Origin of the sequence: Streptomyces sp. NBC_01294, from assembly GCF_035917235.1 — a bacterium.
Classification (GTDB): Bacteria; Actinomycetota; Actinomycetes; order Streptomycetales; family Streptomycetaceae; genus Streptomyces; species Streptomyces caledonius.
This window is the reverse complement of record NZ_CP108423.1, coordinates 3,945,492-3,970,917: the sequence shown is the minus strand read 5'-3', so window position 1 is coordinate 3,970,917 and position 25,426 is coordinate 3,945,492. Positions and strand designations below refer to the sequence as shown.

Annotated in this window: 22 protein-coding genes; 12 read left to right on the top strand and 10 right to left on the bottom strand. The window is 72.5% G+C overall.

Features of this window, described 5'->3' with window-relative positions; translation table 11 throughout:
• Positions 1-97: 97 nt before the first annotated feature.
• The 6 genes from OG534_RS17935 to OG534_RS17910 all read right to left on the bottom strand — a co-directional run bounded on the left by OG534_RS17935 (position 98) and on the right by OG534_RS17910 (position 7,414).
• Positions 98-637 carry a bacterial proteasome activator family protein gene (locus OG534_RS17935; RefSeq protein ID WP_030014634.1) on the bottom strand — a complete coding sequence of 180 codons (540 nt, stop codon included), beginning with the start codon at positions 635-637 and terminating at the stop codon, positions 98-100.
• Positions 638-719: 82 nt separating this feature from the next.
• Positions 720-3,479, bottom strand: a complete 2,760-nt coding sequence (locus OG534_RS17930) for an ABC transporter permease (RefSeq protein ID WP_326593681.1) — start codon at positions 3,477-3,479, stop codon at positions 720-722.
• A 101-nt stretch (positions 3,480-3,580) separates the two neighbouring features.
• On the bottom strand, positions 3,581-4,327 hold the full coding sequence (locus OG534_RS17925) for an ABC transporter ATP-binding protein (protein WP_326589065.1): 747 nt from the start codon (positions 4,325-4,327) through the stop codon (positions 3,581-3,583).
• Positions 4,328-4,352: 25 nt separating this feature from the next.
• On the bottom strand, positions 4,353-5,006 hold the full coding sequence (locus OG534_RS17920) for a PadR family transcriptional regulator (RefSeq protein WP_326589064.1): 654 nt from the start codon (positions 5,004-5,006) through the stop codon (positions 4,353-4,355).
• A 72-nt stretch (positions 5,007-5,078) separates the two neighbouring features.
• The gene (locus OG534_RS17915; protein WP_326589063.1) at positions 5,079-5,600 is read right to left on the bottom strand and encodes a hypothetical protein; all 522 of its coding nucleotides are present in this window, start codon (positions 5,598-5,600) and stop codon (positions 5,079-5,081) included.
• Between the two features lie 140 nt (positions 5,601-5,740).
• The gene (locus tag OG534_RS17910; RefSeq protein WP_326589062.1) at positions 5,741-7,414 is read right to left on the bottom strand and encodes a protein kinase domain-containing protein; all 1,674 of its coding nucleotides are present in this window, start codon (positions 7,412-7,414) and stop codon (positions 5,741-5,743) included.
• Positions 7,415-7,642: 228 nt separating this feature from the next.
• On the opposite strand from OG534_RS17910, the gene OG534_RS17905 reads away from it, so the two are divergent.
• Positions 7,643-9,214, top strand: coding sequence for a protein kinase domain-containing protein (locus OG534_RS17905; protein WP_326589061.1), 1,572 nt, complete (start codon positions 7,643-7,645; stop codon positions 9,212-9,214).
• An 80-nt stretch (positions 9,215-9,294) separates the two neighbouring features.
• On the opposite strand, the gene OG534_RS17900 is transcribed toward OG534_RS17905, so the two are convergent.
• Entirely contained in the window at positions 9,295-9,711 is a 417-nt protein-coding gene (locus OG534_RS17900) for a pyridoxamine 5'-phosphate oxidase family protein (RefSeq protein WP_326589060.1), read from the bottom strand.
• Positions 9,712-9,855: 144 nt separating this feature from the next.
• Positions 9,856-10,515, bottom strand: a complete 660-nt coding sequence (locus tag OG534_RS17895; protein WP_326589059.1) for a response regulator transcription factor — start codon at positions 10,513-10,515, stop codon at positions 9,856-9,858.
• 326 nt (positions 10,516-10,841) lie between these two features.
• Here OG534_RS17895 and pdhA point away from each other — a divergent pair, with 326 nt between their 5' ends.
• From pdhA to OG534_RS17850, 9 genes are all read left to right on the top strand, one after another.
• Positions 10,842-12,044: a pyruvate dehydrogenase (acetyl-transferring) E1 component subunit alpha gene (pdhA, locus tag OG534_RS17890; protein WP_326589058.1), complete on the top strand. Its 1,203-nt coding sequence runs from the start codon at positions 10,842-10,844 to the stop codon at positions 12,042-12,044.
• Positions 12,044-13,024 (top strand): alpha-ketoacid dehydrogenase subunit beta, encoded by a 981-nt coding sequence (locus tag OG534_RS17885; protein WP_326589057.1) that lies wholly within the window; start codon positions 12,044-12,046, stop codon positions 13,022-13,024. Before pdhA ends, OG534_RS17885 begins: the two co-directional genes overlap by 1 nt.
• Before the next feature lie 12 nt (positions 13,025-13,036).
• Complete coding sequence (locus OG534_RS17880) at positions 13,037-14,473, top strand: dihydrolipoamide acetyltransferase family protein (protein WP_326589056.1); 1,437 nt, start codon at positions 13,037-13,039, stop codon at positions 14,471-14,473.
• Positions 14,474-14,601: 128 nt separating this feature from the next.
• Positions 14,602-15,540, top strand: coding sequence for a GNAT family N-acetyltransferase (locus OG534_RS17875; RefSeq protein ID WP_326589055.1), 939 nt, complete (start codon positions 14,602-14,604; stop codon positions 15,538-15,540).
• A gap of 79 nt (positions 15,541-15,619) precedes the next feature.
• Positions 15,620-16,381 carry a hypothetical protein gene (locus tag OG534_RS17870; RefSeq protein WP_326589054.1) on the top strand — a complete coding sequence of 254 codons (762 nt, stop codon included), beginning with the start codon at positions 15,620-15,622 and terminating at the stop codon, positions 16,379-16,381.
• Positions 16,378-16,863, top strand: coding sequence for a hypothetical protein (locus OG534_RS17865; RefSeq protein ID WP_326589053.1), 486 nt, complete (start codon positions 16,378-16,380; stop codon positions 16,861-16,863). Before OG534_RS17870 ends, OG534_RS17865 begins: the two co-directional genes overlap by 4 nt.
• 1 nt (position 16,864) lies before the next feature.
• Positions 16,865-17,260, top strand: a complete 396-nt coding sequence (locus OG534_RS17860) for an Imm50 family immunity protein (RefSeq protein ID WP_326589052.1) — start codon at positions 16,865-16,867, stop codon at positions 17,258-17,260.
• A 45-nt stretch (positions 17,261-17,305) separates the two neighbouring features.
• Complete coding sequence (locus tag OG534_RS17855) at positions 17,306-18,070, top strand: hypothetical protein (RefSeq protein ID WP_326589051.1); 765 nt, start codon at positions 17,306-17,308, stop codon at positions 18,068-18,070.
• Positions 18,071-18,241: 171 nt separating this feature from the next.
• A complete protein-coding gene (locus tag OG534_RS17850; protein ID WP_326589050.1) occupies positions 18,242-21,001 on the top strand; it encodes a PKD domain-containing protein in 2,760 nt (919 codons plus the stop codon).
• A gap of 112 nt (positions 21,002-21,113) precedes the next feature.
• On the opposite strand, the gene OG534_RS17845 is transcribed toward OG534_RS17850, so the two are convergent.
• Complete coding sequence (locus OG534_RS17845; RefSeq protein WP_326589049.1) at positions 21,114-21,533, bottom strand: PPOX class F420-dependent oxidoreductase; 420 nt, start codon at positions 21,531-21,533, stop codon at positions 21,114-21,116.
• 75 nt (positions 21,534-21,608) lie between these two features.
• Positions 21,609-22,814, bottom strand: coding sequence for a DUF1266 domain-containing protein (locus tag OG534_RS17840; protein WP_326589048.1), 1,206 nt, complete (start codon positions 22,812-22,814; stop codon positions 21,609-21,611).
• 132 nt (positions 22,815-22,946) lie between these two features.
• Here OG534_RS17840 and OG534_RS17835 point away from each other — a divergent pair, with 132 nt between their 5' ends.
• Both OG534_RS17835 and OG534_RS17830 read left to right on the top strand, forming a co-directional pair.
• A complete protein-coding gene (locus OG534_RS17835) occupies positions 22,947-23,186 on the top strand; it encodes a glutaredoxin domain-containing protein (protein ID WP_326589047.1) in 240 nt (79 codons plus the stop codon).
• 329 nt (positions 23,187-23,515) lie between these two features.
• Positions 23,516-25,411: a C1 family peptidase gene (locus OG534_RS17830; RefSeq protein ID WP_326589046.1), complete on the top strand. Its 1,896-nt coding sequence runs from the start codon at positions 23,516-23,518 to the stop codon at positions 25,409-25,411.
• Positions 25,412-25,426: the final 15 nt, after the last annotated feature.

Here is a 25,426-nt window from a genome sequence, read left to right as displayed (position 1 = left end):
GAAAGATCGCCTCAAACGCCGGCGGGGCTGGATGGTGAGAGGCGGGTCCGGATGCGCAGGGCATCCGGGCCCGCCTTCGTCTGCCGACCGCCGGGGGCTAGAGGTAGGGGCCCGAGCGGATTGCGCCGTGGCCGCCGTCTTCGTCGTCGTCGTGGGGGCCGCCCGGCGGGAGGGCGCGGCGCATCTGTTCCAGTTGGGCCCGCGCCGCCATCTGCTGCGCGAACAGGGCCGTCTGGATGCCGTGGAAGAGGCCCTCCAGCCAGCCCACCAACTGGGCCTGGGCAATGCGCAGTTCGGCCTCGGAGGGAATGGCCTCCTCGGTGAACGGCAGCGACAGGCGCTCCAGTTCCTCCACGAGTTCCGGGGCCAGGCCGTCCTCCAGCTCCTTCACCGAGGCGGCATGGATGTCCTTGAGCCGGACCCGGCTCGCCTCGTCGAGAGGCGCGGCACGTACCTCTTCCAGGAGTTGCTTGATCATGCTGCCGATCCGCATGACCTTGGCGGGCTGTTCGACCATCTCCGTCACCGGGACCTCGCGCGACTCGTCATCGGCGTCGCCGACCGCCGTCCCGTCCTGTCCCACGATCAGGACGTGCGGGGGACTGTCCTGCGACCGTTCACTCCTCGGCATCTCCATGCCGTCATTCTCTCGCACACCTTCGCTCTCACACGGTGTGCCCCCGTACAGGCGTGATCCAACCTGTACGGGGGCACCGACATCAGCCCGCCGCGCGGCGCGCCAGCGCCCCGCTGGAGCGGGTGACCAGCGCCGCCAGCAGTGCCGCGCCCAGCGGGACCACGATGATCAGCGCGCCGAGGGTCTCCCACGGCACGGCGATCGGCACGTAGGGCACGGAGTCGGCCGATGACAGGTAGCCCTCGGTGGCGGAGTTCTCGGTGAGCCGTTCCAGTTCCCGCCGCTGGGTGAGCCGCAGCCCGACCGCCGGCAGGATCCCGGCCGCCGAGCCCAGGACGACGCCCATCAGGGCCACCACCCCGCACTGGAAGCCGCTCAGCGTCCGCCGCACGCGCGGCGCCGCGCCCACCGCGGACAGGGTCTTCAGATCGGCCTCGGCGTCCGCCTGGGCGAGCCCGGTGGCGATGCCGGCCGCGCCGATGGTGACCAGGCCCGCGAAGACGGTGAGGGCGAGCAGGACCAGGTCGTCGTTGCCCTGGTAGCCGGCCTCGATGCGCAGGGAGGCCTCCACGCCCATCCGGTCGATCTCCCCGGCCAGCTTCTGCCGTTGCTCGCTGGCGACCGCCCCGTCGGTGCTGAAGTACGAGCCGGACGGCGCGGTGGCCAGCCCGGCGGCCTTGACCGCTGCGGGCGGCAGGATCAGCTGGATGCCCCAGCCCTCGACGCTCTCGGGCGCCAGGTGGACGGCGATGACCTTGTCCTCGCCGGGAAGCTCCTGGCCCAACCCCTGGAAGACGTTGGCCCCCTCCGGGCCGCTGACGACCCGCAGGGTGAGCTTGCCGTCCTTGACCTGCCGCTTGTCGAAGGCGACGGGCTTGCCCGCCTTGAGCGCGGACACGGTGCCCGGGTCGGTGACCGCCAGGACGGTCAGCAGCTTCTCGTCGGCGACGACGGTGGCGTGCTGGGTGCCGCGCCGGGGCTCCTGGCAGCGCCAGTCCTGGCGCAGTTGCCGCGTCTCCGCCTCACCGAAGGCGTCGGGGCCCTTGGGGTTCTCGTAGAGAGGGCAGCGCTGGTCCTTGGGTTTGATGATCTCGACCCGGCCGCAGCCGGGTTCGGCCGAGAAGGTGTCGCAGGTGGGCTTGCCGACGACCAGCCGGTCGACGTCCGCCCGCAGCGCCAGCGGCAGGTCCTTGGCGAGGGCCTCCCGCAGCGCGGGCACCTCCTTGTAGGCGTCGTTCTCGGTGGTCTCCAGCAGGCCGGTGCCGTGCGGCAGGTCGGCCACGTACTCGTGGCGCATCTGCACGTCCCGGCTGTGCTCGTATGTGGCCACGGCGACGGTGCCGGCGACGGCGGCCAGTACGGCGGCCACGGCGGGCGCCGTACGCCCCCGGTTGCGCACGGCGTCGCGCAGCGCGAGCCGCGGCGACAGCGGCAGCCACCGCCCGAGCCGCCCGAACAGGCCGACCAGGACCGGGGTGAGGGCGACGATGCCGAGCTCGGCGAGGGCGCTGCCGCCCGCCACGACGGCGGAGCCCATCTCGGACGCGCTGCCGTACAGGGCGATCGCGGCACCGGCGGCGACGGCGAGCAGGCCGATGACCGGCAGCACCCGGTTGGCGCGGCGCACCCCGCGGCGGCCGGTCAGCGAGGCCAGTACGGTCTGGCGCGACGCGGTGATCGCCGGGACGATCGCGGACAGCAGTCCGGTCACGACGGCGAGCAGGGCGATGCCGGCCAGCTCCACCGGGCGGAAGTCGAGGCCGCCGAAGCGGTTGCCGAGCTGTTCCTCCAGCACCGGGCGGAGCGCGACGGTGAGCACGACGCCGATCGCGGTGCCGACGACGGCGGCCGCGGCGCCGATGACCAGGCCGCCGGAGAGCACGATGGAGCGGATGTGGCGCCGGTCGCCGCCGTTGGCGCCGACCAGGCCGAGCTGGCGGCGCGAGCGCCGGGCGCCGACCGCGAAGGCCGGTCCGGCGAGCAGGCAGATCTCCAGCATGGCGAGGCCCACGACGGTGGCCAGGACGGCCATTTCCGCGGTGTTGCCCCCGCTCATGTCGGTCCGGAAGTAGGGGTCCTGCTTGTAGAGGGGCACCTCGGAGTCGGCGGGCGGGTCGATGAGGACGGCGCGGGACAGGACGACCACGCCCTTGGCGTTGGCCGCCTTGACCTCGTCCCACGTGATTCCGTCGCCGCCGACCTTGACCAGGTACGCGTCATCGCCCCGCACCTCGCGTGCCCCGGAGGCCTGGAGCAGCTGGTTGAGCGGCTCGATCAGGGTCCCGGGCGGGGCGATGAGCTCCTCGCGGCCGAGGTGGCTGGGAAGTTCGTACGCACCGACGATCTTGTACGAGGAGTTCGCGCCGCGCGGGGTGACCGAGGAGCCGACGAAGAGGCCGGAGTTCTTCAGGAACGCGGTGGTGGCGATGACCTCGCCCGCGCCCTCGGGCAGCCTGCCGCGGTCGAGCGTGATCAGGCCGGCCGCCAGCGGGTGGTGCGTGTCGATCTCGCGCAGCTCGGTGTCGAGCAGCCCGTGTGCGGTACGGACCTTGCCGTAGCCGCCGGAGTCCTTGAGGACCTGCGTCCCGGCCGGGAACGCGGACAGGTCCAGGTCGGGCCGCTTGCCGCCCGGCATCGACGGGCCGTCGTAGGCGTCGTAGCCGCCGACGGGCGAGTAGCCCGAGCCGTCGGGCTTCTGGTAGATGCCCTTGGTGATGCCGGTGGCGTTCACCCGGGCGTCCGCGGCCCCCATCAGGCGGGTGACGGACTGCTCGGGGGAGAGTTCGGCGCTGCGCAGCGTGAGGTCGGCGGCGCTCACCCCGACGATCGGCAGGGCGATCATCGCGAGGACGAGGGAGCTGCGGCCCTTGGCGCGCCAGGCGTCGCGGCGGGCTATGCGCAGCGCCGCGACCCAGGAGTGGTACCAGCCTTGGAGCGAGGAGGTCACTGGCCGGCCACCTGACCGGACAGGAGGGAGTCGGCCTGGCTGCGCAGGGTCTCGTCGACCACGCTGCCGTCGCGCAGGAAGACGACGCGGTCGGCCCAGGCGGCGAACCGCGGCTCGTGCGTGACGAGGACCCCGGCCGCGCCCGCGTCGCAGCGGGAGCGCAGCAGGCCGAGGACGGACTCGCCGGTCTCGGAGTCGAGGGCGCCGGTGGGCTCGTCGGCGAGGACCAGGCGGCGGTCGCCCACGAGGGCGCGGGCGATGGCCACGCGCTGCTGCTGGCCGCCGGACATCTCGTCCGGGAAACGTTCGGCGAGGGCGCCCAGGCCCATCTCCTCCAGCGCGGCGAGGGCGGAGACCCGGGCCTTGCGGGCGGAGATCCCGTCGAGCTCGCGCGGCAGGGCGACGTTCTCGGCGGCGGTGAGGGCCGGGATCAGGTTGTAGTCCTGGAAGACGTACCCGATGCTGCGGCGGCGCAGCGCGGCGAGCTGCTTGCGGCTCGCCGTGGTGATGTCGGTGCCCTCGACGATCACCCGGCCGCTGCTCGGGATGTCGAGGCCGCCCGCAAGGGTGAGCAGCGTGGACTTGCCGGAGCCGGACGGGCCCATGACGGCGACGAGTTCGCCGGGGAAGACGGAGAGGTTGATGCCGCGCAGGGCGTGCACTTCCGTCGCTCCGCTGCCGTGCGTGCGGACGAGTTGGTCCAACTGCAGGACGGGCTGCTGGTTCTGGTGCTGGTCGGGCATGAAGGGTCCCCCCTGGAGCGGTTGTTCAGCCACGTCGCGTGCGGGCGGCGCGGGGCCGGGCGGTGGTGGTCGGGGCCGGAGCTTCGGCCGCGGCGGCCTGGGGCGGTTCGGGTGCGGCGGCTCTCCGGTCGGCCGGCAGGGAGAGCCGGACCAGCCGGGCTTCGCAGTGGTCGAGCCAGCGGGCCTCGGCCTCGGTCTGGAAGATCAGCTGTTCCAGGACGAGCAGCCAGGCCACGTCGTCGCGTTCGCGGGACTCCCCGCTCTCGACCGCGGTGAGCGCGGTGGCCTTGAGCCGGGTGTAGTCCTGCATCGCCTTGATCGTGGCGTGCCGCTGGGACTGGATGACGGCGCGGATGTCCACGCCGGGGGCGCCGACGGCCATGGCGAGCTTGATGGCCAGTTCGTCGCGGGGCGGGTTGGCCCGGTCGACGGGGCGCTCGTACCACTGGCGCAGTTCGGCGCGCCCGGGGGCGGTGATGGCGTACAGGGTGTGGCCGGCGGCGTCCTCGCCGTCGGGGGCGACGAGGCCGTCGCGTTCGAGGCGGGCGAGGGTCGTGTACACCTGCCCGACGTTGAGCGGCCAGGTGGAGCCGGTGCGGGATTCGAACTCGGTGCGCAGCTGTGAGCCGTACCGAGGACCCCGTTCCAGCAGGGCGAGAAGCCCGTGACGGATCGACATACTCAGTATGTATACCGAGTATGTTCACTCTGGGCAACCATCCTGAGATGTACGCCGGAAGGGGGAGGCGCCCTAGATGCTGCGGCGCAGTCGCACCCCCATGTAGCCCAGGCCCAGCCCCATCAGGGCGAATCCGGTGCCCAGCGGCAGTATGTGCGCGGCCAGGTCGGCGGCCCGGTCGTTCGGCTCGGTGCCGAGCGCCCTGATCACCACCTCCGGAGGGGTCGGGGCGACCGTCGGCGGGGGCAGGGGCAGGGGCGGGTGCGGGGGCGGGGGCGTGGGCCGGGTGCGGGGGCGGACCGGCAGCGGCCGGGAGGCCACCGTCAGGTCCGGGTTGGCGCGCTCGCCGGCCGGCCGGCCGGGCCGCTCCCGCCCGACTCCGGCGACGCTGCCGGCGAGCTCCTCGTCGGGGTCGTCCGCGGCGGGGCGTGCGGGGGAATGGCGGGCCGGGACGAGGGGCCCGGCGTACGCGGAGGCGGCGGGCGTGATGACGGCGGCGAGGAGTGCGGCGCAGGCCAGCCAGCGCGGCGGGCGGAAGCCTTGGATCACGGAGAGCCCCTCCCGTCCCGAGCGACCGAGCTGCTCGCTGAGCATCGGAGATATGGGCTCAGATTTACATAGTGGGGCAAAACCGGCATCCCGGGTGCCCCATCGGGGTTCCCGGGATGCCGGTGTGTCGTGCTGCGCCTCGCGTGTGTGGCGCTCGTGTGCTGCGCTCGTGTGGCGGCGGTCCGCTATTCGGGGTTGCCGGTCGACACGGTCAGGGTGTACTCGGTGTTTTCCTTGTCGATCTTGTCGCCGGAGGCCGGGGACTGGATCAGCACCGTGTCCTTGCCGTAGACGGCCTCGTCCTTCGGGACGATGGTGTACCTGCCGCCCGAGGCCTGGATGCACTCCTTCACGGAGAGCAGGTTCTTGTACTTGAAGTCCGGCGCCGAGTACTTGCCGGCCTCGCTGTAGTGCTTCACCGGCTCCGTGCACTTCTTCGGGTCGATCGTGCGCGTGATGTCGGGACCCTTGAACCCGGGCTTGGCGGAGGCGGACGCGGAGGTCCCCGGGTCCGCCGTGGTCCCTCCCTTGTCCTTGTCGCCGTCCATCGAGATCGCCGCGATCAGACCGCCGACGGCCAGCAGCGCCACCGCGATCGCGCCCACGACCACCTGCCCGTTCCGCTTGCCGTCGCCGCCCGCCGCCGGCCCGGTCGCCGTGCTCGCCGGGGAGATCGTGTACGGAGGCGGGGTCTGCGGCGCGTACTGCTGCTGCGGCGGGGGCGTGTGCGGGTAGGCGTAGCCGCCCTGCGCGTGCTGCTGCGGGGCGGGCGCCGGCGTCGGCGCGTACGGGGCCGGGGTGTGCGGGGCCGGGGTGTGCGGCGCCTGGTAGGGCTGCTGCACCGACTGCGGCGGCGCCTGGAACCCGGAGTCCACCGGCGGGAACACCGCCGAGGACACGCCCGCGCCGCTGCTCAGCGGCCCGTGGCCCTGCACGATGACCGGCGCCCCGCCGTGCCCGGAGCCCAGCACCCGCGCGACCTCGTCGCCCATGGCCGCGGCCGTGGGGAAGCGCTCGTTCGGGTTCTTCTTCAGGGCCCGCGCCACCAGCGCGTCCATCGCCGGGGTCAGCGAGCGGTTGATGGAGGACGGGGCGACCGGCTCCTCCTGCACGTGGGCGTACGCGATGGCCAGCGGCGAGTCCGCGTCGAACGGGATCCGGCCCGTCAGCAGCTGGAACAGCATGATGCCGACCGAGTACAGGTCGGAGCGGGCGTCGACCCCGCGCCCCAGCGCCTGTTCGGGCGACAGGTACTGGGGGGTGCCGACGACCATGCCGGTCTGCGTCATGGAGGTGACGCCCGACTGCATGGCGCGCGCGATGCCGAAGTCCATCACCTTGACCACGCCGCGCTTGTTCACCATGACGTTGCCGGGCTTGATGTCGCGGTGGACGAGCCCCATCTCGTGGCTGGTCTCCAGGGCGGCCAGCACGTCGGCCGTCACCTTCAGCGCCTTGTCCGCCGGCATGGCCCCGTACTGCCGGATGTCCGCCTCGAGCACCGAGCCGAGCGGCAGGCCCTCCACGTACTCCATGACGATGTACGGCATCACCGCGCCGTCGCCCCCGGTGGCGCCGCCGAACGTCACTTCGCCTTCACCGGTATCGAATACCGAGACGATGTTCGTGTGCGACAGTTTCGCTACAGCCTGGGCCTCGCGGCGAAATCGCTCGCGGAAGGACTGCTCGCGGCCGAGATCGCTGTGCAGGGTCTTGATCGCAACCTGCCGGTCGAGCGCCGAGTCGTACGCCAGATATACGGAGGCCATGCCACCGGCACCCAGCAAGTCCCTTAGCTGGTAACGGCCACCGGCCAGAGAGCCGCCCGCGTACTGGCCCTGAGTGCCGTCCTGGCTCATGACTGTTGCTTCCCCTCGGGATGTGTCCCCACGCCTCTGGCCGGGCGCATATGGCGCCCAGTCTGCCCGAGGGCAAGCACCAGTCAAGCCAGGTGCCCTTTCCGTGACCACACGGGCACAGGTGGCTTTGTCCGAACGGTGACCGGTTCCGAGGCTGTAGCGTTCGTCGGAGCACCGAGACGAGGACTACCGCTCAGCGGCGGCCGAGAGATACGACGGCGAGGACTGATGGCACCCGAACCCGAGGGAAACGGCGCCGGGATGACCGATGGTCCTGAGCACTGGGGCGCGGGCGGCCTGGTGGGCGACGGCCGTTACCGGCTGACGCACCGGCTGGGACGCGGCGGCATGGCCGAGGTGTTCGCCGCCGAGGACGTGCGGCTCGGCCGCACCGTCGCCGTGAAGCTGCTGCGCGCCGACCTGGCCGAGGACCCGGTGTCCAAGGCCCGCTTCACCCGCGAGGCGCAGTCCGTCGCCGGACTCAACCACCACGCCGTCGTCGCCGTGTACGACTCGGGCGAGGACCGGGTCGGCCCGAACACCGTCCCGTACATCGTCATGGAGCTCGTCGAGGGCCGCACCATCCGCGACCTCCTGCTCAGCGCCGAGGCCCCGGGCCCCGAGCAGGCGCTCATCATCACCTCGGGCGTGCTCGAGGCCCTCGCGTACTCGCACCAGCACGGCATCGTGCACCGCGACATCAAGCCCGCGAACGTCATCATCACCGAAACCGGCGCGGTCAAGGTGATGGACTTCGGCATCGCCCGCGCCCTGCACGGCGTCCAGTCGACGATGACCCAGACCGGCATGGTCATGGGCACCCCGCAGTACCTGTCGCCCGAGCAGGCCCTCGGCAAGGCCGTCGACCACCGCTCCGACCTGTACGCGACCGGCTGTCTGCTGTACGAACTGCTCGCGCTGCGGCCCCCGTTCACCGGCGAGACCCCGCTGTCGGTGGTCTACCAGCACGTGCAGGACGCGCCCGTCCCGCCCTCGCAGCTGCCGGAGGGCCGGCACATCCCGCAGGAGCTCGACGGGCTCGTCATGCGCTCCCTCGCCAAGGACCCGGACGACCGGTTCCAGAGCGCCGAGGAGATGCGCGGGCTGGTCCAGTACGCGCTCCAGATGCTGCACGACCAGGGGGCGAACACCGGCACCTGGAACACCGGCCCGGTCGCCATGGCCCTGCCGCACGGGCGGGGCGGCGCCACCACGGCCATGCCCGTGAGCGGGACCGGCGGGCAGCAGCACTACCCCTCGCACGCCTCGACCTCGCAGTTCCAGCAGCCGATGGTGCCGCCGCTGAACCCGGACGACGGCTCGGCCTTCCCCGGCGGCCACGGCGGCCCGGGCGGCAACGGCGGCGGCTACGACGGCTACGACGACCGCGGCGGCAGCCGCTGGAAGATGTGGCTGTTCGCGGTGCTCGCGATCGTCGCGATCGCGGGCGGCGTGGCCTACGCCGCCAAGACCGTGGGCGCGAACGGCAACGAGAAGAAGCCGGAGATCACGCAGAGCACGCCGAGCGGCGAGCAGAGCAAGCCCAGTTCCCCGGACACCCTGCCGACGCAGAAGACCGCGGAGAACCCGCTCCCGACCAACGAGACCCAGCCCACGGCGACCCGTTCCCGGACGCAGAGCTACAGCCCGTCGCCGACGGCCTCGGCCTCGGCTTCGGCTTCGGCGTCCCCCACGGCGACCAAGAGCACGTCGGCGTCCCCCACGGCGACGAAGTCGGCGCCGCCGTCGCCGACGGCGTCCAAGCCCGTGGAGCCGCCGGGTCCGAACTCCCAGGAGTGAGGCACGAGCACGGCGGGCCCGGTGGAATCAATTCCGCCGGGCCCGTTCCCGTATCCGCACAACATCTGCACACCGGACGGTCAGAGCGCGTGCCGGTAGTGCCGGTCCGGATTCCCGGCGAGCGAGTGCACGGTGATGAACTGGGGTTCGATCCTCATGTGGACGGGGTCGAAGACCGCGCCGTCCACGAAATGCGGAACCGGGCCGAAGAGTTCCAGCTCGGCGGTGGTCGGCTCGACGACCTGCGCCGTTCCGGTGAACTGGACCGACCAGAGGTGGGGGTCCAGGGAATTGAAATTGTCCGCCCCGTACGCCACGACGCTGCCGTTGCAGGCCTGGTGGTAGCCGAAACCGGCGTGCATTCTCAGCACGACCCTGCCGTCCACCACGATGTGGCGGGCGAGGGCGAGGAAGGGCAGCGCGCGCAGGCTGGTGGCCACCCGGCCGTACGGCACCCGGCGCAGCAGTTCGATGGCGTGCAGTTCCTCTGAGGACATGGGGTCCACTGTCCGCTGCCGGCACCGCGCCGGGAAAGAGGAGCCCGCCCCGACGGCGGGGGACGTTGGTCCCGAATGAAACGGTGCGCCCCGCGGAACCGCAGAGGCGTCCGCACGCCGTCACACCGTGTCACCGCCGGGCGGCTAGCGCTTCTCGGCCTGCAGGCGGGCCACGTAGGCGGCGGCCTGGGAGCGGCGTTCCATGCCCAGCTTGGAGAGCAGGCTGGAGACGTAGTTCTTGATGGTCTTCTCGGCCAGGTGCAGCCGCTCGCCGATGACGCGGTTGGTCAGGCCCTCGCCGATCAGGTCGAGGATCTTCCGTTCCTGCTCGGTGAGGTTGGACAGGCGGTCGTCGCGCTTGCCGCCCTTGCCGTCGCGCAGCCGCTCCAGCACGCGGGCGGTGGCGACCGGGTCCAGCAGGGACTTGCCGGCGGCGACGTCGCGCACGGCGCTCAGGAGCTCATTTCCGCGGATCGCCTTCAGCACGTAGCCCGAGGCGCCGGCCATGATCGCGTCGAAGAGCGCCTCGTCGTCCGCGAACGAGGTCAGCATCAGGCACTTGATGTCCTCGTTCCGGGAGCGCACCTCGCGGCACACCTCCACGCCGCTGCCATCCGGCAGGCGGACGTCGAGAACGGCCACGTCAGGGCGGGTGGCGGGGATCCGGATCAAGGCGTCCGCGGCGGTACCGGCCTCGCCGACGATCTCGATGTCCTCTTCGACCGACAACAGTTCGTGGACGCCCCGACGTACCACTTCGTGGTCGTCCAGGAGGAATACCTTGATTTTTCCGTCTTCGCGCACGAAGTCAGTTTCACACACTCACCCCTTCCCTGCCGGAGTTACCCGGGATAACGTGCCGTTGTTCCCGGCCCCTGCAAGGCTGTGACCAGTGGTTGTTCCCGCGGCCGCGGATTTACTTGGAAATCCAAGCAAAAACGCAGGTCAAACGGGGTTTCGCAGTTATGCGGCGCACTGGGTAACGTGCATTGCGCAGGGCACTCGCCGGGGCACCTGTCACGCCTGAATCCCGAACGCGACGCGCACCCACCCCGTGCGCTCGTTACGGATACAGGTGAGCCGCACTGGACCCCGGAGAACCCGGGTGCCGGACCGACGGAGGAGCACACGTGACCGTGGAGAGCACTGCCGCGCGCAAGCCGCGACGCAGCAGCGGCACCAAGCGGGCGGCAGGCGCGGCGAGCGCCGCCAAGCCCGCCGCCGCTGCCACCGCGCAGACGCAGGACGCCGTACCTCAGCTCGTACAGCTGCTGACGCCCGAGGGGGAACGGGTAGAGAACGCGGACAACGCGGAATTCGCCCCCTTCGTCGCAGACATCACCACCGAGGACCTGCGCGGGCTGTACCGCGACATGGTCATGACCCGTCGTTTCGACGGCGAGGCGACCGCCCTGCAGCGCCAGGGAGAGCTGGGCCTGTGGGCCTCGCTCCTCGGCCAGGAGGCCGCGCAGATCGGCTCCGGCCGGGCCCTGAACGACGAGGACTACGTCTTCCCGACCTACCGCGAGCACGGTGTGGCCTGGTGCCGGGGGGTCGACCCGACCAACCTGCTCGGGATGTTCCGCGGCGTGAACCACGGCGGCTGGGACCCGAACACCAACAACTTCCACCTCTACACGATCGTCATCGGCTCGCAGACGCTCCACGCGACCGGTTACGCGATGGGTGTGGCCAAGGACGGCGCCGACTCGGCCGTCATCGCCTACTTCGGCGACGGCGCGTCCAGCCAGGGCGACGTGATGGAGGCCTTCAACTTCGCCGCCGTCTACAACTCCCCCGTGGTGTTCTTCTGCCAGAACAACCAGTGGGCGATCTCCGAGCCGACCGAGCGCCAGATGCGCGTGCCGCTCTACCAGCGCGCGCAGGGCTTCGGCTTCCCCGGCGTCCGCGTCGACGGCAACGACGTGCTGGCCTGCCTGGCCGTGACCCGCTGGGCCCTCGACCGGGCGCGCCGCGGCGAGGGCCCGACCCTGGTCGAGGCGTTCACGTACCGGATGGGTGCGCACACCACCTCCGACGACCCGACGAAGTACCGGCGGGACGAGGAGACGGCGGCCTGGGAGGCGAAGGACCCGATCCTGCGCCTGAAGGCCCACCTGCTGGCCACCGGCGGTGCCGACGAGGCCTACTTCGCCGAGCTGGAGGCGGAGAGCGAGGCCATGGGCAAGCGCGTCCGCGAGGCCGTGCGCGCCATGCCCGACCCGGACACCATGGCGATCTTCGAGAACGTCTACGCGGACGGGCACGCGCTCGTCGACGAGGAGCGCGCCCAGTTCGCGGCCTACCTCGCGTCCTTCGAGGAGGGTCACTGATGGCTGTCGAGAAGATGTCGATCGCGAAGGCGCTCAACGAGTCGCTGCGCAAGGCCCTGGAGCAGGACCCGAAGGTCCTGATCATGGGCGAGGACGTCGGCAAGCTGGGCGGTGTCTTCCGGATCACCGACGGCCTGCAGAAGGACTTCGGCGAGGAGCGGGTCATCGACACCCCGCTCGCCGAGTCGGGCATCGTCGGCACCGCCATCGGCCTGGCCCTGCGCGGGTACCGGCCGGTCGTGGAGATCCAGTTCGACGGGTTCGTGTTCCCCGCGTACGACCAGATCGTCACGCAGCTCGCGAAGATGCACGCCCGCGCCCTGGGCAAGGTCAAGATGCCGGTCGTCATCCGCATCCCGTACGCGGGCGGCATCGGCGCGGTCGAGCACCACAGCGAGTCCCCGGAGGCGCTCTTCGCGCACGTCCCGGGCCTCAAGGTGGTCTCCCCCTCGAACGCGAGCGACGCCTACTGGATGCTCCAGCAGGCGATCCTCAGCGACGACCCGGTGATCTTCTTCGAGCCGAAGCGCCGCTACTGGGACAAGGGCGAGGTCGACTTCGACGCCATCCCCGGTGAGCTGCACAAGGCGCGCGTGACGCGCGAGGGCTCGGACGTCACCCTGGCCGCCTACGGCCCGATGGTGAAGGTCTGCCTGGAGGCGGCGGCCGCGGCCGCCGAGGAGGGCAAGTCGGTGGAGGTCGTCGACCTGCGCTCGATGTCCCCGGTCGACTTCGACGGGCTCCAGGCGTCGGTGGAGAAGACCCGCCGGCTCGTGGTCGTCCACGAGGCCCCGACCTTCCTCGGCATGGGCTCGGAGATCGCCGCTCGCATCACGGAGCGGTGCTTCTACCACCTGGAGGCGCCGGTCCTGCGCGTGGGCGGTTTCCACGCCCCGTACCCGCCGGCCCGCCTGGAGGACGAGTACCTGCCGGGCCTGGACAGGGTGCTCGACGCCGTCGACCGCTCGCTGGCGTACTGAGGAGCCACGTTCATGACCATCCGCGAATTCAAGATGCCCGACGTGGGCGAGGGCCTCACCGAGGCCGAGATCCTCAAGTGGTACGTCCAGCCGGGTGACACGGTCACCGACGGACAGGTCGTCTGCGAGGTCGAGACGGCCAAGGCCGCCGTGGAACTGCCGATCCCGTTCGACGGCGTCGTGCACGCGCTCCTCTTCGAGGAGGGCACCACGGTCGACGTCGGCCAGGTCATCATCTCCGTCCAGACCGGTGACGCCGGGGCCGAGGTCCCGGCGGTCGTCGAGGCCGCCCCGGCGGTCGCCGCGGCGGCAGCCCCGGCCGAGGCCGAGCCCGCCCCCGAGGTGCGCCAGCCCGTCCTGGTCGGCTACGGCGTGTCCACCGCGTCCACCAAGCGCCGCCCGCGCAAGGCGGCGGCGGACACGGCCGCGCAGAACGGCTCGGCGGCCCCGGCCGCCGCCGCGGCTCCGGCGGCTCCCGCGGCTCCGGCCGCACCGGTGCTCCCCGCCGTCCCGGCCGGCGAGCGGCCGCTGGCCAAGCCGCCCGTGCGCAAGCTCGCCAAGGACCTCGGCATCGACCTGGCCTCGGTGGTCCCCACCGGCGACGGCGGGGTCGTGACCCGGGAGGACGTCCACGCGGCGGCCGCCGCGGCGATCACCCCGCAGGCCGTGCCGGCCGCGGTCCAGGCCCCGGCGGCCGTACCCGCGGCTGCCGCTGCCGCGGTCCCGGCCCCGGCGGCCCTGACGTCGGAGCGGGAGACCCGTATCCCGGTCAAGGGCGTCCGCAAGGTCACCGCCCAGGCGATGGTCGGCTCGGCCTTCACCGCGCCGCACGTCACCGAGTTCATCACCTTCGACGTGACCCGCACGATGAAGCTGGTCCAGGAGCTGAAGGCCGACCCGGACCTCGCGGGGCTGCGCATCAACCCGCTGCTCCTCATCGCGAAGGCCGTCCTGGTGGCCGTCCGCCGCAACCCGGACGTCAACGCGTCCTGGGACGAGGCGGCCCAGGAGATCGTGCTCAAGCACTACGTCAACCTGGGCATCGCGGCGGCCACGCCCCGCGGGCTGATCGTCCCGAACATCAAGGACGCCCACGCCAAGACGCTCGGCGAGCTGTCGGAGTCCCTGTCCTCGCTGGTCGCCACGGCCCGCGACGGCAAGACCTCCCCGGCCGACATGCAGAACGGCACCCTCACCATCACCAACGTCGGCGTCTTCGGCGTCGACACCGGTACGCCCATCCTGAACCCCGGCGAGTCCGCGATCCTCGCGGTCGGTGCGATCAAGCTCCAGCCGTGGGTCCACAAGGGCAAGGTGAAGCCGCGCCAGGTCACCACCCTGGCCCTGTCGTTCGACCACCGCCTCATCGACGGCGAGCTCGGCTCCCGCTTCCTGGCCGACATCGCAGCCGTCCTGGAACACCCCCGCCGCCTGATCACCTGGGCGTAGCGGACCGCACCACGCTCCACCCGATGGCCGGTCTCCCCCTGGGAGGCCGGCCATCGGCCGTTGCCGGTGCGCGGCCTCCCGGCAGGAAAGCCCTGGCCGGGGGATGCGCCCCGTGTGATCCTCTCCGGATGTTCTTCCGCGCTGCCACCGCAGACCCCGCAGATCTGGACCGCGCCGTCGCCTACCCCGCCGACGGTCCCGTCCCCGCCCTGACCGCCGACAGGATCCGGGAGGAGCTGGACGGGAACCGGTTCCGGCCCGAGTGGACCTGGTTCGCCGAGGACGAGGACGGGGAGATCCTGGCCCGCGCCCTGTGGTGGGGCCGTGCCGACAGCGAGCGGCCCATCGCGCTCGACTGCCTCCAGGTGCGGGCCCGCGTGGCCGACCCGGCCGCCGTGGCCGCCGGGCTGCTCGCGGCCGGGCACGCCGCCTTCGGGGGGCTGCCCGTCTACAACATCTCCCTGCCCCGCGGCTGGCGCGAGGATCCGGAGACGGCCGCCGCGGTCGCCTGGCGCCAGGCGGCCGCGTACGAGGCCGGCCTGACGCACGAGATCGAGCGCCTGCGCTACGAGTGGACCCCGGCCGCCGCGACGACGGCGCCCACCGGCCGGCTCGTCTTCCGCGACGGCACCGACGAGGAGTTCCTCGACGCCTTCGTCCGGCTGTCCGCCGGCAGCCTCGACCTGCACACGCAGAGCGAGCTCCGGTCGATGGACGCGGAACAGCTGGCCCGTGAGGACGTCGCGTTCTACCTCGACTGCCCCGGCGAGCGCTCCTGGTGGCGCCTGGCCCACCTCCCGGACGGCACGCTCGCCGGCATGGCCATCCCGTCGGCGACCCCGTACCACCGCAACGTCGGCTACCTCGGCGTCGTACCGGAGCAGCGCGGCCGGGGCCTGATCGACGAGATCCTGGGCGAGATCACCCGCTTCCACGCCGCCGAGGGCGCCGAACGGATCACCGCGACCACCGACACCGTCAACGTCCCGATGGCCGCCGCCTTCGACCGCGCGGGCTACGAGGTCACCGAGATCAGGCTGGTGCTGGAGGAACCGCCCAAGGCCTGAGAGGCGTGTTCCCCTCGGAGCCCCGATCGCAGGGCTCATCACCGCGCGACGGGGCGCACCCCGAAGGACGACGAACCGAATGAGCAGCCGCAGCGGTACCCCCCGGAATCCCGCCCCGCTCTGGCCGGGCTACCGCGCCGAGCCGTCGTATGACGGCCCCGGCCGGAGCCGGGTCTTCCCGGCCCCGGTGCCGGCGGAGCTGCGGGCGCTCGGCAACGAGGTCCGGGCGGCCGACTGGCCGGTGCGGCTCGCCTTCCGCAGCTCCCGGACCGCGCTGCTCGACACGCTCTGCCGCTGGCAGACCCTGCGCGCGCTGGCGTACCTGCACCTGCTGGCCGCCCGCACGGGGGACGAGCGGCTGCCGGCCGACCTGAGGGCGGCTCCGGGCCTGGAGGCGGCCGGCGATCCGGGCCTGCCCGGGCTGCTGGCGAGGCTGGAGCAGGCCGCCGCCGGCCTCCCGGCGGACCTGCTGGACGCGGTCGTCCGCGACAGCGGAGGGCTGCTCGCCGACAACCGGTTCGCGGCCTCGGTGCTGGCCGCCGGGCTCACCGCCGATTCCCGGCCGGGGGACCCGGACGAGGCGGTCTCCCGCGCCGTGGTGCTTACCAGCTACTGGTACGAGGTCCCCGGGCTGCGCGGCGCGCTGGCCCTGGCGTGGAGCGCGAACCTGTTCGTCTGCTCCTGGCTGGGCTGGTCCCGGCGGTTCGTGTACGGCGACCCGGCGGGAGGCATCGGCATCACCTCGGACCCCCGCCCGCCCCGCCCGGCGGCATCCGCACTCCCGCAGTGGGCGGCGCCCCTGCTGGACCGCATCGAGCCGGGCCCGGGAGGGGCCTCGTGACCTGGACCGACTTCGTCGTGAACGACCGGCCCTTCGCGCCGTACTACGACGACGTGCCCGAGCTGACCGGGGTCCGGCTGCGCTCGGTGCACCTGGACGGCTGGGGCTCGTCCGTCGTCCTGCGCCTCGACCTGCCGGCGTTCCCCGACCGCTGGGACGGCGGGCCCGGGGACACGATGCAGTGCCAGCTCGGCTTCTCGCACGTCGAGGACTTCGTGATGGAGGGCTGGCGGCCGCCGGTGACCGCGGATGTCGTGCTCACCGAGCTGCCCCGGCACCGGCTGGCCGTGCGCGCCGCGGCGCCGGGGACCGAGGTCTCCTTCACGGCGGCCGCGTCCGTGCTCGCGGGGAAGCTCAGCGTCTTCACACGGGACGCGGACGGCGGTGACGCAGGGCCGCGCCGGTTCACCAGACCGGCCGAGACCAGGATGTACCCGACGCTGCCGCCGACGTACGTCAACCCCTTCTACGAGCGGCCCTGAGATGAACGACGTCCTCTGGCCCGAACTGGCGGCCCTCTACGCGACCCCGCCGGACCTGTCGACCTGCCCCCTGTACTACGTCCACGTGGACGAGCGGGACACCTCGGTCACCCTCGGCTTCGAGACCGGGCGGCTCCCGGACCACCCCAGGCCGGAGTGGGAGGAGAAGCCGTACAACACCCTGCTCTTCTTCGTCATGTTCACCGGCGTGGACGAGCTGCGCGTGACGGGCATCGCCGCCGAACACCCGGACCGCCGCGACCGCACGGTCCGCGTCACGAGGACCGGCTCCGGACGCCAGCAGGTCGCGGTGACCAGCGACAACCGCACCCTCGCCTTCTCGGCCGCCGCCTCCGCGGTCATCCGGAGCCGCGTGTACCTCCAAGGCCCGATCTGAGGGGCACTGCGGGCGGTAACCTCCCGCCCGGGGAAGGGGGTCGGGGTGTCCATCGCCGAACTGCAGGTGTACTCCGTCGAGGAGGCCGACGTCACGGGCGGCGTGTGCGTGGTCCGGTGCGTCGGCGGGGTGGCGCGCGCCGGGCAGGTCTACGCCGTCGGTGAGTCGAGGATCGGCCTGCGCCACATCGAGCGGTACGGGCGCCCCGTCGGCTCCTTCGACGCCGGACACGTCGCGAAGGTCCACCTCACGGGCGCCATGGTCGCGCTCCTCACCCGGGGGCAGGTGCTGACCTCGGTGCCGCCCGACGGGCACGCGCTGGAGGACCTGGAGGCGTGGCTGGCCACCGGCCCGCCGCTGGGGGAGGAACCCCACCCGCGGACCCTGCGCGTCCTGGCCGGCGTACGGATGCGGGACGAGCGGCTGCCGGACGAGGTCCGCCTGCGCTGGGGCCGGGTGGCGCTCACCGCCACCGACCGCTGCGCGCGGGCCGAGGCCGTGCCCGATCTGGTCCGGGCGCCCGAACGCGCCTGCGTACAGGTCTACTTGATCCAGCAGTTCGGCCCGGACCGCGGCGGCGACCCGGCGGCCCTGTGCCGGGAGCTGCTGGCACTGATCGATCTGACCCCGGAGCAGGCGGCGGTGCAGGGCAGCGTCTGGCGGGACCTCCCGCACCACCGCATCCGGCACCTGCGCCGTATCAAGGGCCTCATCCCCTGGCTGGTTCTCGTCCGGCCGCACCTCGGGGACGGCGACCCCGCGGCAGCGGCGGTGGACGCGTGGGCGACGGTGCGGACGCTGTTGCCGTAGGCCTGGTTCCTCAACAGAGGTGACATCGACTTTCGGACAATGGATGATGATCCTGGTTTTCGCGGGTCAGCGTGCGCCCGACTGTCGCTGGGGGAACAAGACGTCTACCAGTCGTGCGGCGCCGCGCCCGTGATGGCTCTCCATCACCTCTTCGCGAAGGAAACCCTTCTGGTGCGTCCCACTCGTGCGACGGCCCTGCTGACCGCAGGTGTCGTCACCCTTCTCGGTGTCCCGGTCGGTGCTGCGGCCGCCGCCGAGACCCCGACCAGCCTCTACGTGAGCAACCACACAGGCTCCAACTGCTCCGACGCGGGGACCGGCACGCAGGCCATCCCGTACTGCACGATCTCGGCGGCGGCCAAGGTCGTGGAGCCGGGCCAGACGGTGCGGATCAAGCCGGGCATGCCGTATGCCGAGGCCGTCACCATCGACCGCTCCGGGGAGCCGGGGAAGCCGATCAGCTTCGTTCCCGACGCGCAGTCGGGCCGTGTGCAGCTGTCCACGGGCCAGAGGCTGACCGTCCGCGGCGCCTCCCACGTGGTGTTTCGCGATCTGATCACCCTCGGCGGCGTCCACGTCAAGGGTTCCTCCCATGTCGAGCTGGACCGGATCTTCAGCCGGGACGGCGATCGCAACGCGCTCGCGGTCGGAGAGGGAAGCACGGACGTGCGCGTCAGCCGGAGCTCGCTGGCCGGGGTGCTGGTCGACGGCGGTTCCCGGAACACCGTGCTCGGCCGCAACGGGATATCGGGCAATTCCCGGTCGGCGGTCACCGTGGTGGACGCGCCCGGCACCGTCATCACCAACAACACGCTCTCCGGCCACTGCGCGGCGACCCTCTCGGTCACCGGGACCTCCACCGCCTCCGGCCTGTTCAACAACGTGTTCAGCACCGAGAACACCAGCAGCGCGTGCACGTCGGCCGATCCGCGAAACGCCGTCCTGGTGTCGCAGAGCGCGGCGGCGGGCACGCTCGCCGACTACAACCTGGCCTCCGGCATGGCCGGTCACGATCCGGTGCCCTACAACTGGTCCGGCACCACGTACAAGGACGCGGCGTCGTTCCGGGCAGCCACCGGCCAGGGAGCGCACGACGTCCTGACGGCGTCCGCCGAGGAAACCGACTCGTTCGAGGGCTCGCCCCGCATCGACTCCGCCGACGCGACGGCTCCGGGCGTCCTGCTCACGGACCTCTACGGAAAGCCGATGGTGGACGACCCGCTCGTTCCCAACACCGGGAAGAACGGCGGGTACCTCGACCGCGGCGCCGAGGAGTTCCAGGACGAGCTGCGCCAGGTCACGGTGACCGTCGACCCGGCGCACGCGCCGGTCGGGACCGAGGTCCAGGTGCAGGCGGTCTCCGACAGCCGCTGGCCCACCACGATGAGCTACCACGTCGACTTCGGCGACGGGACGCCCCCGGTCGAAACCCGGCAGGGCACCGGCCCGCACGCTCTCGCCAAGCACACCTACGGCCTGCCGGGCGACCACGTGATCAAGGTGACGGCCGTCAACGGCACCGGTCAGAAGGTCTCCGCCGAGAAGCCGGTCAAGGCGACCCCGCAAGGCCCGGGGACGGCGGCCTTCGCCGCCACGCAGGTCCTGCCGCCCGCGGGAGACACGGAGGCGCACCTGCCCCCTCTGACCTTCGCCTTCGACGCCTCGGCGTCGGTGACGACGTGGCCGGTGGCACGCATGGAGGTCGACTTCGGCGAAGGCTGGTTCCAGGCCTACGAAGGCCTGCAGACCGCCCAGCACACGTACGACAGGCCGGGCGACTACAAGGCGACGGTCAAGCTCGTCGACACCAAGGGCGGCACGTCCACGACGACCCGGACCGTGCGGGTGGACTACGCGCCGTCCGGCTACGTGGCCGTCACGCCCATCCGTCTGCGGGACACCCGTACCTGGGGCGGCACCCTGCAGGGTGGCGAGCCCACCGCCGTGGCCATGCCGCTCAACCTCCGGACGGGGAACTCGACTGCGGGCGGCATGTCCGCGGTGGTCCTCAACGTGACCCTCACCGGTGCCACGCAGGACACCCACCTCAGTGTGTCCCCGACCCGCGAGGACCGTCCGGCGACGTCGAACGTCAACGTCCGTGCGGGCGGCACCACGTCGAACACGGTGACCGTCCCCGTCGACAAGTACGGCTGGGTGTGGATGCGGCTCAACTCCGGCCAGGCCGCGATGATCGTGGACTTCATGGGCTACTACCAGCCGAACACCGGGCAGAAGTTCAGCCCGGTCGCCCCGACCCGGCTCGCGGACACCCGTACGGCGGGCGGCGCGCTGGCCGGTGGTACGACGCGGCCGGTGAAGGTCGCGGGGGTGAACGGCATCCCGGCGGACGCCAAGGCCGTCGCGGTGAACCTGACGAGCACGGCGGCAACGTCGGACTCGCACGTGATCGCCTACCCGGACCCGGCGCATCGGCCGGCGGTCTCGAACCTGAACCCGGAGCCGGGTAAGGACAAGTCCAACCAGGCCATCGTCCCGGTCGGCCCGAACGGGACGATCTGGCTGTACAACAACGCCGGTTCCACGCACCTGATCGTGGACGTGGTGGGCTACTACGGCGCCGACGGCAAGGCCCTCTTCACCCCGGTCGCGCCGAAGCGCCTCGCCGACACCCGCACCACCGGCAAGCTCGCCCCGGGCGCCACCACGACGGTCGCCGGTCTGCCGGCCGGCGCGCTGGGCGCGGTGCTGAACCTGACGGCCACCGAGACCACCGGTCCCGGCTTCCTGACCGTGTACGGCTTCGGGTCCGCCCGTCCGGAGGCGAGCAGCCTCAGCGCCCTGCCCGGTCTGACCGTCCCGAACCACGTGACGACCCCGGTCGGGGACGGCAAGGTCAGCGTCAGCAACAGCTGGGGCGGCTCCAACCACGTGATCACCGACCTCCTCGGCTACTTCACGCAGGGCTAGCCGCACACAACAGCACACCGCAGCACACCGCAGCACACCGGAGCCCCGGCCCCCGCACTCCGCGGGGGCCGGGGCTCCGGGCCGTTCGGGGGTACCCGCGCCGGCCTCAGCCTCAGCCGCCGGCGCGGGCCGCGTTGCCGAGGACCTTGGTCGGGGTGATGCGGACGACCACGCGGACGTCCTCGGCCGGGGCGTCCCGGTATTCCTTGCCGGCGCCCGGGCCGAGGTACTCCTCGGCGATGCGGACGGCCACCGCGCGGCCGACGTCCTCGGTGACGGTGGCCGTGCCGCGGATCTCGGCATACAGGAAGGGGTTGGCCAGGTCGAAGACGGTGAGGCCGACCCGCCCGTCCCGGACGATGTTGCGCTCCTTGCGGCGGCCCTGCTCGGTGGAGATCAGCAGGTCGCCGCCGTCGCGGGTCACCCAGATCACCGAGCTCTGCGGGCTCCCGTCGGGGTTGATGGTCGACAGGACGGCGGGGTGCGGGGAGTCGAGCAGCCCCCGTACGGTCTCGTTCAGCTCAACAGTCATGGCGGCGAGGCTAATCGGGGCGGCGCCGCGGCCGCCGCCGGTTTCCGGCCGCGGCCGCCGACTACCCGAGGTCGGTCAGTTCCAGGGGATGTTGCGCCAGGGGCTGGCCGGGTCGGTGGTCAGGGCGACGTGGGCGGCGAGGGCGGTCGTGTACCAGGTGCCGAACTCCTCCTCGTCGAAGTGCAGGCACCGTCCGAGGACGTACCCGGCGGAGAACTCCTCCCACGAGCGGTAGGTCTGCCGGGCCGCCTCCCCGGCGCGCAGCACGGCCTTCTCGGCCTCGTGGAGGGTCCCGTAGCGGCAGCCGATGCCCCAACGGGCCATCTGGGAGGCCCGGCCGACGTCCCAGCCCTCCACCGAGCGGACCCAGCCGTCCTCGGGGAGCAGCCCGTCGGCCCGGAAGCGCTGTTCGTAGCGGGCGATCCGGCCGATGAGGCGCTTGACGCCGGCGATCTCGCCCTCCACCTCGGCGGTGGGCCGCGGCCGGGCGACGGTGACCCCCTCGGGGGTGATCTGCGGCTCGGCGGAGCGTTCGGCGCTGCGGCGCAGGGTGGCCTCGGCGGCGTGCCGCCAGTGCTCGACGTCGACGGGCCCCGCGAAGTCGGAGGCGAGGACGCGGCGGACGCGCAGCGTGAACTCCCAGACGGGGCTCACCATGTCGGCGTTCAGGAGCGTGTCCAGGGTGGAGAGCCACTCGTGCCGGTCGGTGATGCTCCAGCTCTTCGCGACGCGGCGGCGCTCGTGCTGGTAGCCGCCGCCGTGGTAGGCGAGGGCGTTCCAGAACTCGCCGTTCGTCACGGCGAGATGGGCGCCGACGGCGAGCCCGTGGGCGATGGGCCCGTGCAGCGGGCCGCCGGTGAACAGGGCGTGGACCGTGCCGTCGGGCAGGCCGTAGCAAGGGGCGGCGTCGGCGTGCGCGCGCCAGCGGGCCAGGTCGGCGGGGGTGGTGGTGAGGTAGGCCTCGGCGGGCGAGCCCGGGTTCACGGCGAGGAAGGCGGGGTCGTCGGCGGCCCAGACCTTGGAGAACCAGCCCAGGCTCCGGGACTCGAAGACCGTCTCGGGGGTGGGCGCGGGCAGCATGCCGGCGGTGCGGACGACGAGCATGCGGTCCGGGGTGGGGTGGAAGAAGACCGCGTCGGGGTGCGCGTCGGACTGGACGCGGGGCTGCACGAGGTAGAGCTGCGTCCGGGCGAGCACATCGAAGTACGCGGCCCAGTCACCGGCGGTCTTGGCCTCGTACAGCTCTCTCTCGATGACGCTCGGCGCGATCCAGGTCCCCATGAGGGGACCCTATACGGGCGCCCGTACGGGCCAGCCGGCCCGTACAGCCCACTCCCTGACCGGCGGCTTCCGGCATAGGCTGCGGGGCATGACCCGGTTCGTGTGCGCGCAGTCCGTCCACTCGGCGGCGGGATGAACACCGTCACGATGTACTGGCGGCCGGGGTGCGCGTTCTGCATCAAGCTCCGCGCGCAGCTGCGCCTGGCCCGGATCCCGTACCGGAAGGTCAACATCTGGCGGGACCCCGACGCGGCGGCCTTCGTCCGCAGCGTGGCCGACGGCAACGAGACGGTCCCGACGGTCGTCGTCGGCGGTCACCCGGCCATGGTGAACCCGTCCGTCCGCCGGATCCGCGAGGCCCTGCAGGACTGAACTCGCGCTGGACCGGACAGTCTGGTTCCGCTTCCCTTGCGGGCGCCCGCACTCGGCGGGAGCGTGCGTGCCGCGTGGTCTCGGCCTGCCCGGCCTGCCGCCGCTCCCGCTCCCGGTGGAGCTGCCGGCCCTGCCCGTCAAGTAGCGCCCGCCACCGCGGGCCCTGCCGTTTCCCCGGCGCCCGGGCGGCGCCGGGGACACCCGCACGGTCGCGCGGGGGCACGCCCCCTCGTGCCCCCGCGCGACCGTGCGGACCCCCTTGACGCCCCCCGGCGCCGGGGGGACGCTCGCGGGTCTTGAACGCGAACGGTTGCAGCTGGGGGGCCGCTATGCCGGAGGAGTCCGTCCAGACGGCGGGGGAGCTGCGCGCGCAGCTCGTCGCGCGGGGGGCGCGCTGGTCGGTCCTGGAACACCTGGCCGACGGGGATCCGGTGCCGCGGCCCTCGCTCGGCCTGGAGCCCGGGGCCAATCTGACGCCCGCCGAGGACGCGGGCGTGATCGACCTGCGGCGGATCGTCGGGCACGAGAGCGGCAATCCGCACCTGACCCGGCGCCGGGCCGCCCACGGGCTGCTGCCCGGCGCGGCGGGCGCGGCCGTCGGCGCCCGGCCCGCCGCCGTGGACTGGCGCAGCCGCTGGGGCCTGCCGTGGATCACCAAGGTGAAGGACCAGAACCCGTGCGGTTCCTGCTGGGCCTTCGGCGCGGCCGGCCTGGTGGAGTCCATGGCCCGCATCGAGCACGACGTATGGGCGGAGCGCTCCGAGGGGGACGTGCACGACGGGCTGCGCTTCACCTGCGGCCAGGGGTCCAATCCCGAGACGGCCCTCGACTGGATCAAGGGCAACGGCGGGCTCGCCGACCCGGACTGCTGGCCGTACGGCACCCCGCCCGCCGGTCTGCCCGCCGCCCGCCGCGACGCCTGGCGTGCCGAGTACACGCCCAGCTGGGACCGGTCCGGCCGGACCGTGCGGATCACCGACTACGTCCGGCTCGGCGACGTGGAGCAGCAGAAGGTCTGGCTGGACACGGTCGGCCCGCTGACCGCCTGCTTCGACGTCTACGACGATTTCTTCGGGCTGGGCGCAGGGGTCTACCAACGCACCAGCGACCGACTCGCGGGCGGCCACTGCGTGTTGATCGTCGGCTACGACGACGCGGCCGGCTGCTGGCTGTTCAAGAACTCCTGGGGGACGGGCTACCACGTCGGCGGCTACGGCCGGATCGCCTACGGCGAGGCCGGCATCGACCACTGGGCCAAGTGCGGCCTGCGCGGCACCAACATCGACCCGTGGACCAAGCGCCGCCTGCACACCGGCAACGTCTACGAGAGCGGCAACGGCCGCGCCCACCGCAACTTCGAGCTCCTCGCCACCACCACGGGCGGCCGCCTGCGGCACTGGTGGCGCGAGGGCGACGCTCCCTTCGCCTGGGCCCGTGCGGAGGCCTTCGCGAACGACGCCTCCGGCCAGCCCGCTTTCACCGGTACCACCTACAACCGCAACATGGAGTCCCTGCACGTGACCACCGGCGGCCGGTTGCGCCACTGGTACTTCGAGCAGTCCGTGCGCGTCTGGCGCGACGGCGGTGTCTTCGGCCCGGGCGACGCGGCGGTCGGCTCGACCCCGGCCTTCATCCAGAGCGACTACGGCAAGCCGGGCAACTTCGAGGTGGTCGTCCGGACCGCCGACGGCCGCCTGAACCACTGGTGGCGGATCAACGGCGCCCCCTGGACCTGGAACGACGGCGGTCGCTTCGCCTCCGGCATCGCCCACTACGGCCCCGCCCTCGTCCAGACCCGCGCCCGCCACCTCGACCTCGTCGCCGCCCGTACCGACGGCCGCATGCAGCTGTGGTGGCGCGACGACCCGAACGGCTTCGCCTGGCGGGCCGGCGAGGTCTTCGGCAGCGGTACGGCGGCCATCTCCGCGCCCTGCCTGATCGAGGGGCAGTACGGGGCCGCCGACGAGGACACCGCCGGGAACTACGAGCTGTGCGTGGCCGTCGAGGGCGGGCACGTCGAGCACTGGTGGCGTGGCAACGCGGGCGGCTCGGCCTGGCGCCGCAGCGCGGTCTTCGGCCGTGACGTCGCCTCGGTCACCGGGATGCTGCAGGGCAGCTTCGGGTTCAACCTGGAAGTCATCGTCCTGCGCACCGACCGCCGTCTCCAGCACTACTGGCGGGACGGCGCGGGCTGGCACGAGGGGTCGGTCATCGGCCCCGTCTGAGAGGACCGGGCGGCC

What these genes read in the sequence shown, in the direction of transcription:
- OG534_RS17885 (WP_326589057.1), top strand. Translation starts at nt 12,044, where the DNA reads ATGGCTGTCGAGAAGATGTCGATCGCGAAGGCGCTCAACGAGTCGCTG.
- OG534_RS17880 (WP_326589056.1), top strand. Translation starts at nt 13,037, where the DNA reads ATGACCATCCGCGAATTCAAGATGCCCGACGTGGGCGAGGGCCTCACC.
- OG534_RS17840 (WP_326589048.1), bottom strand. Translation starts at nt 22,814, where the DNA reads ATGGGGACCTGGATCGCGCCGAGCGTCATCGAGAGAGAGCTGTACGAG.
- OG534_RS17905 (WP_326589061.1), top strand. Translation starts at nt 7,643, where the DNA reads ATGGCACCCGAACCCGAGGGAAACGGCGCCGGGATGACCGATGGTCCT.
- OG534_RS17935 (WP_030014634.1), bottom strand. Translation starts at nt 637, where the DNA reads ATGGAGATGCCGAGGAGTGAACGGTCGCAGGACAGTCCCCCGCACGTC.
- OG534_RS17915 (WP_326589063.1), bottom strand. Translation starts at nt 5,600, where the DNA reads ATGCTCAGCGAGCAGCTCGGTCGCTCGGGACGGGAGGGGCTCTCCGTG.
- OG534_RS17875 (WP_326589055.1), top strand. Translation starts at nt 14,602, where the DNA reads ATGTTCTTCCGCGCTGCCACCGCAGACCCCGCAGATCTGGACCGCGCC.
- OG534_RS17830 (WP_326589046.1), top strand. Translation starts at nt 23,516, where the DNA reads ATGCCGGAGGAGTCCGTCCAGACGGCGGGGGAGCTGCGCGCGCAGCTC.
- OG534_RS17845 (WP_326589049.1), bottom strand. Translation starts at nt 21,533, where the DNA reads ATGACTGTTGAGCTGAACGAGACCGTACGGGGGCTGCTCGACTCCCCG.
- OG534_RS17860 (WP_326589052.1), top strand. Translation starts at nt 16,865, where the DNA reads ATGAACGACGTCCTCTGGCCCGAACTGGCGGCCCTCTACGCGACCCCG.
- OG534_RS17835 (WP_326589047.1), top strand. Translation starts at nt 22,947, where the DNA reads ATGAACACCGTCACGATGTACTGGCGGCCGGGGTGCGCGTTCTGCATC.
- OG534_RS17900 (WP_326589060.1), bottom strand. Translation starts at nt 9,711, where the DNA reads ATGTCCTCAGAGGAACTGCACGCCATCGAACTGCTGCGCCGGGTGCCG.
- OG534_RS17870 (WP_326589054.1), top strand. Translation starts at nt 15,620, where the DNA reads ATGAGCAGCCGCAGCGGTACCCCCCGGAATCCCGCCCCGCTCTGGCCG.
- OG534_RS17910 (WP_326589062.1), bottom strand. Translation starts at nt 7,414, where the DNA reads ATGAGCCAGGACGGCACTCAGGGCCAGTACGCGGGCGGCTCTCTGGCC.
- OG534_RS17930 (WP_326593681.1), bottom strand. Translation starts at nt 3,479, where the DNA reads ATGATCGCCCTGCCGATCGTCGGGGTGAGCGCCGCCGACCTCACGCTG.
- OG534_RS17920 (WP_326589064.1), bottom strand. Translation starts at nt 5,006, where the DNA reads ATGTCGATCCGTCACGGGCTTCTCGCCCTGCTGGAACGGGGTCCTCGG.
- OG534_RS17925 (WP_326589065.1), bottom strand. Translation starts at nt 4,327, where the DNA reads ATGCCCGACCAGCACCAGAACCAGCAGCCCGTCCTGCAGTTGGACCAA.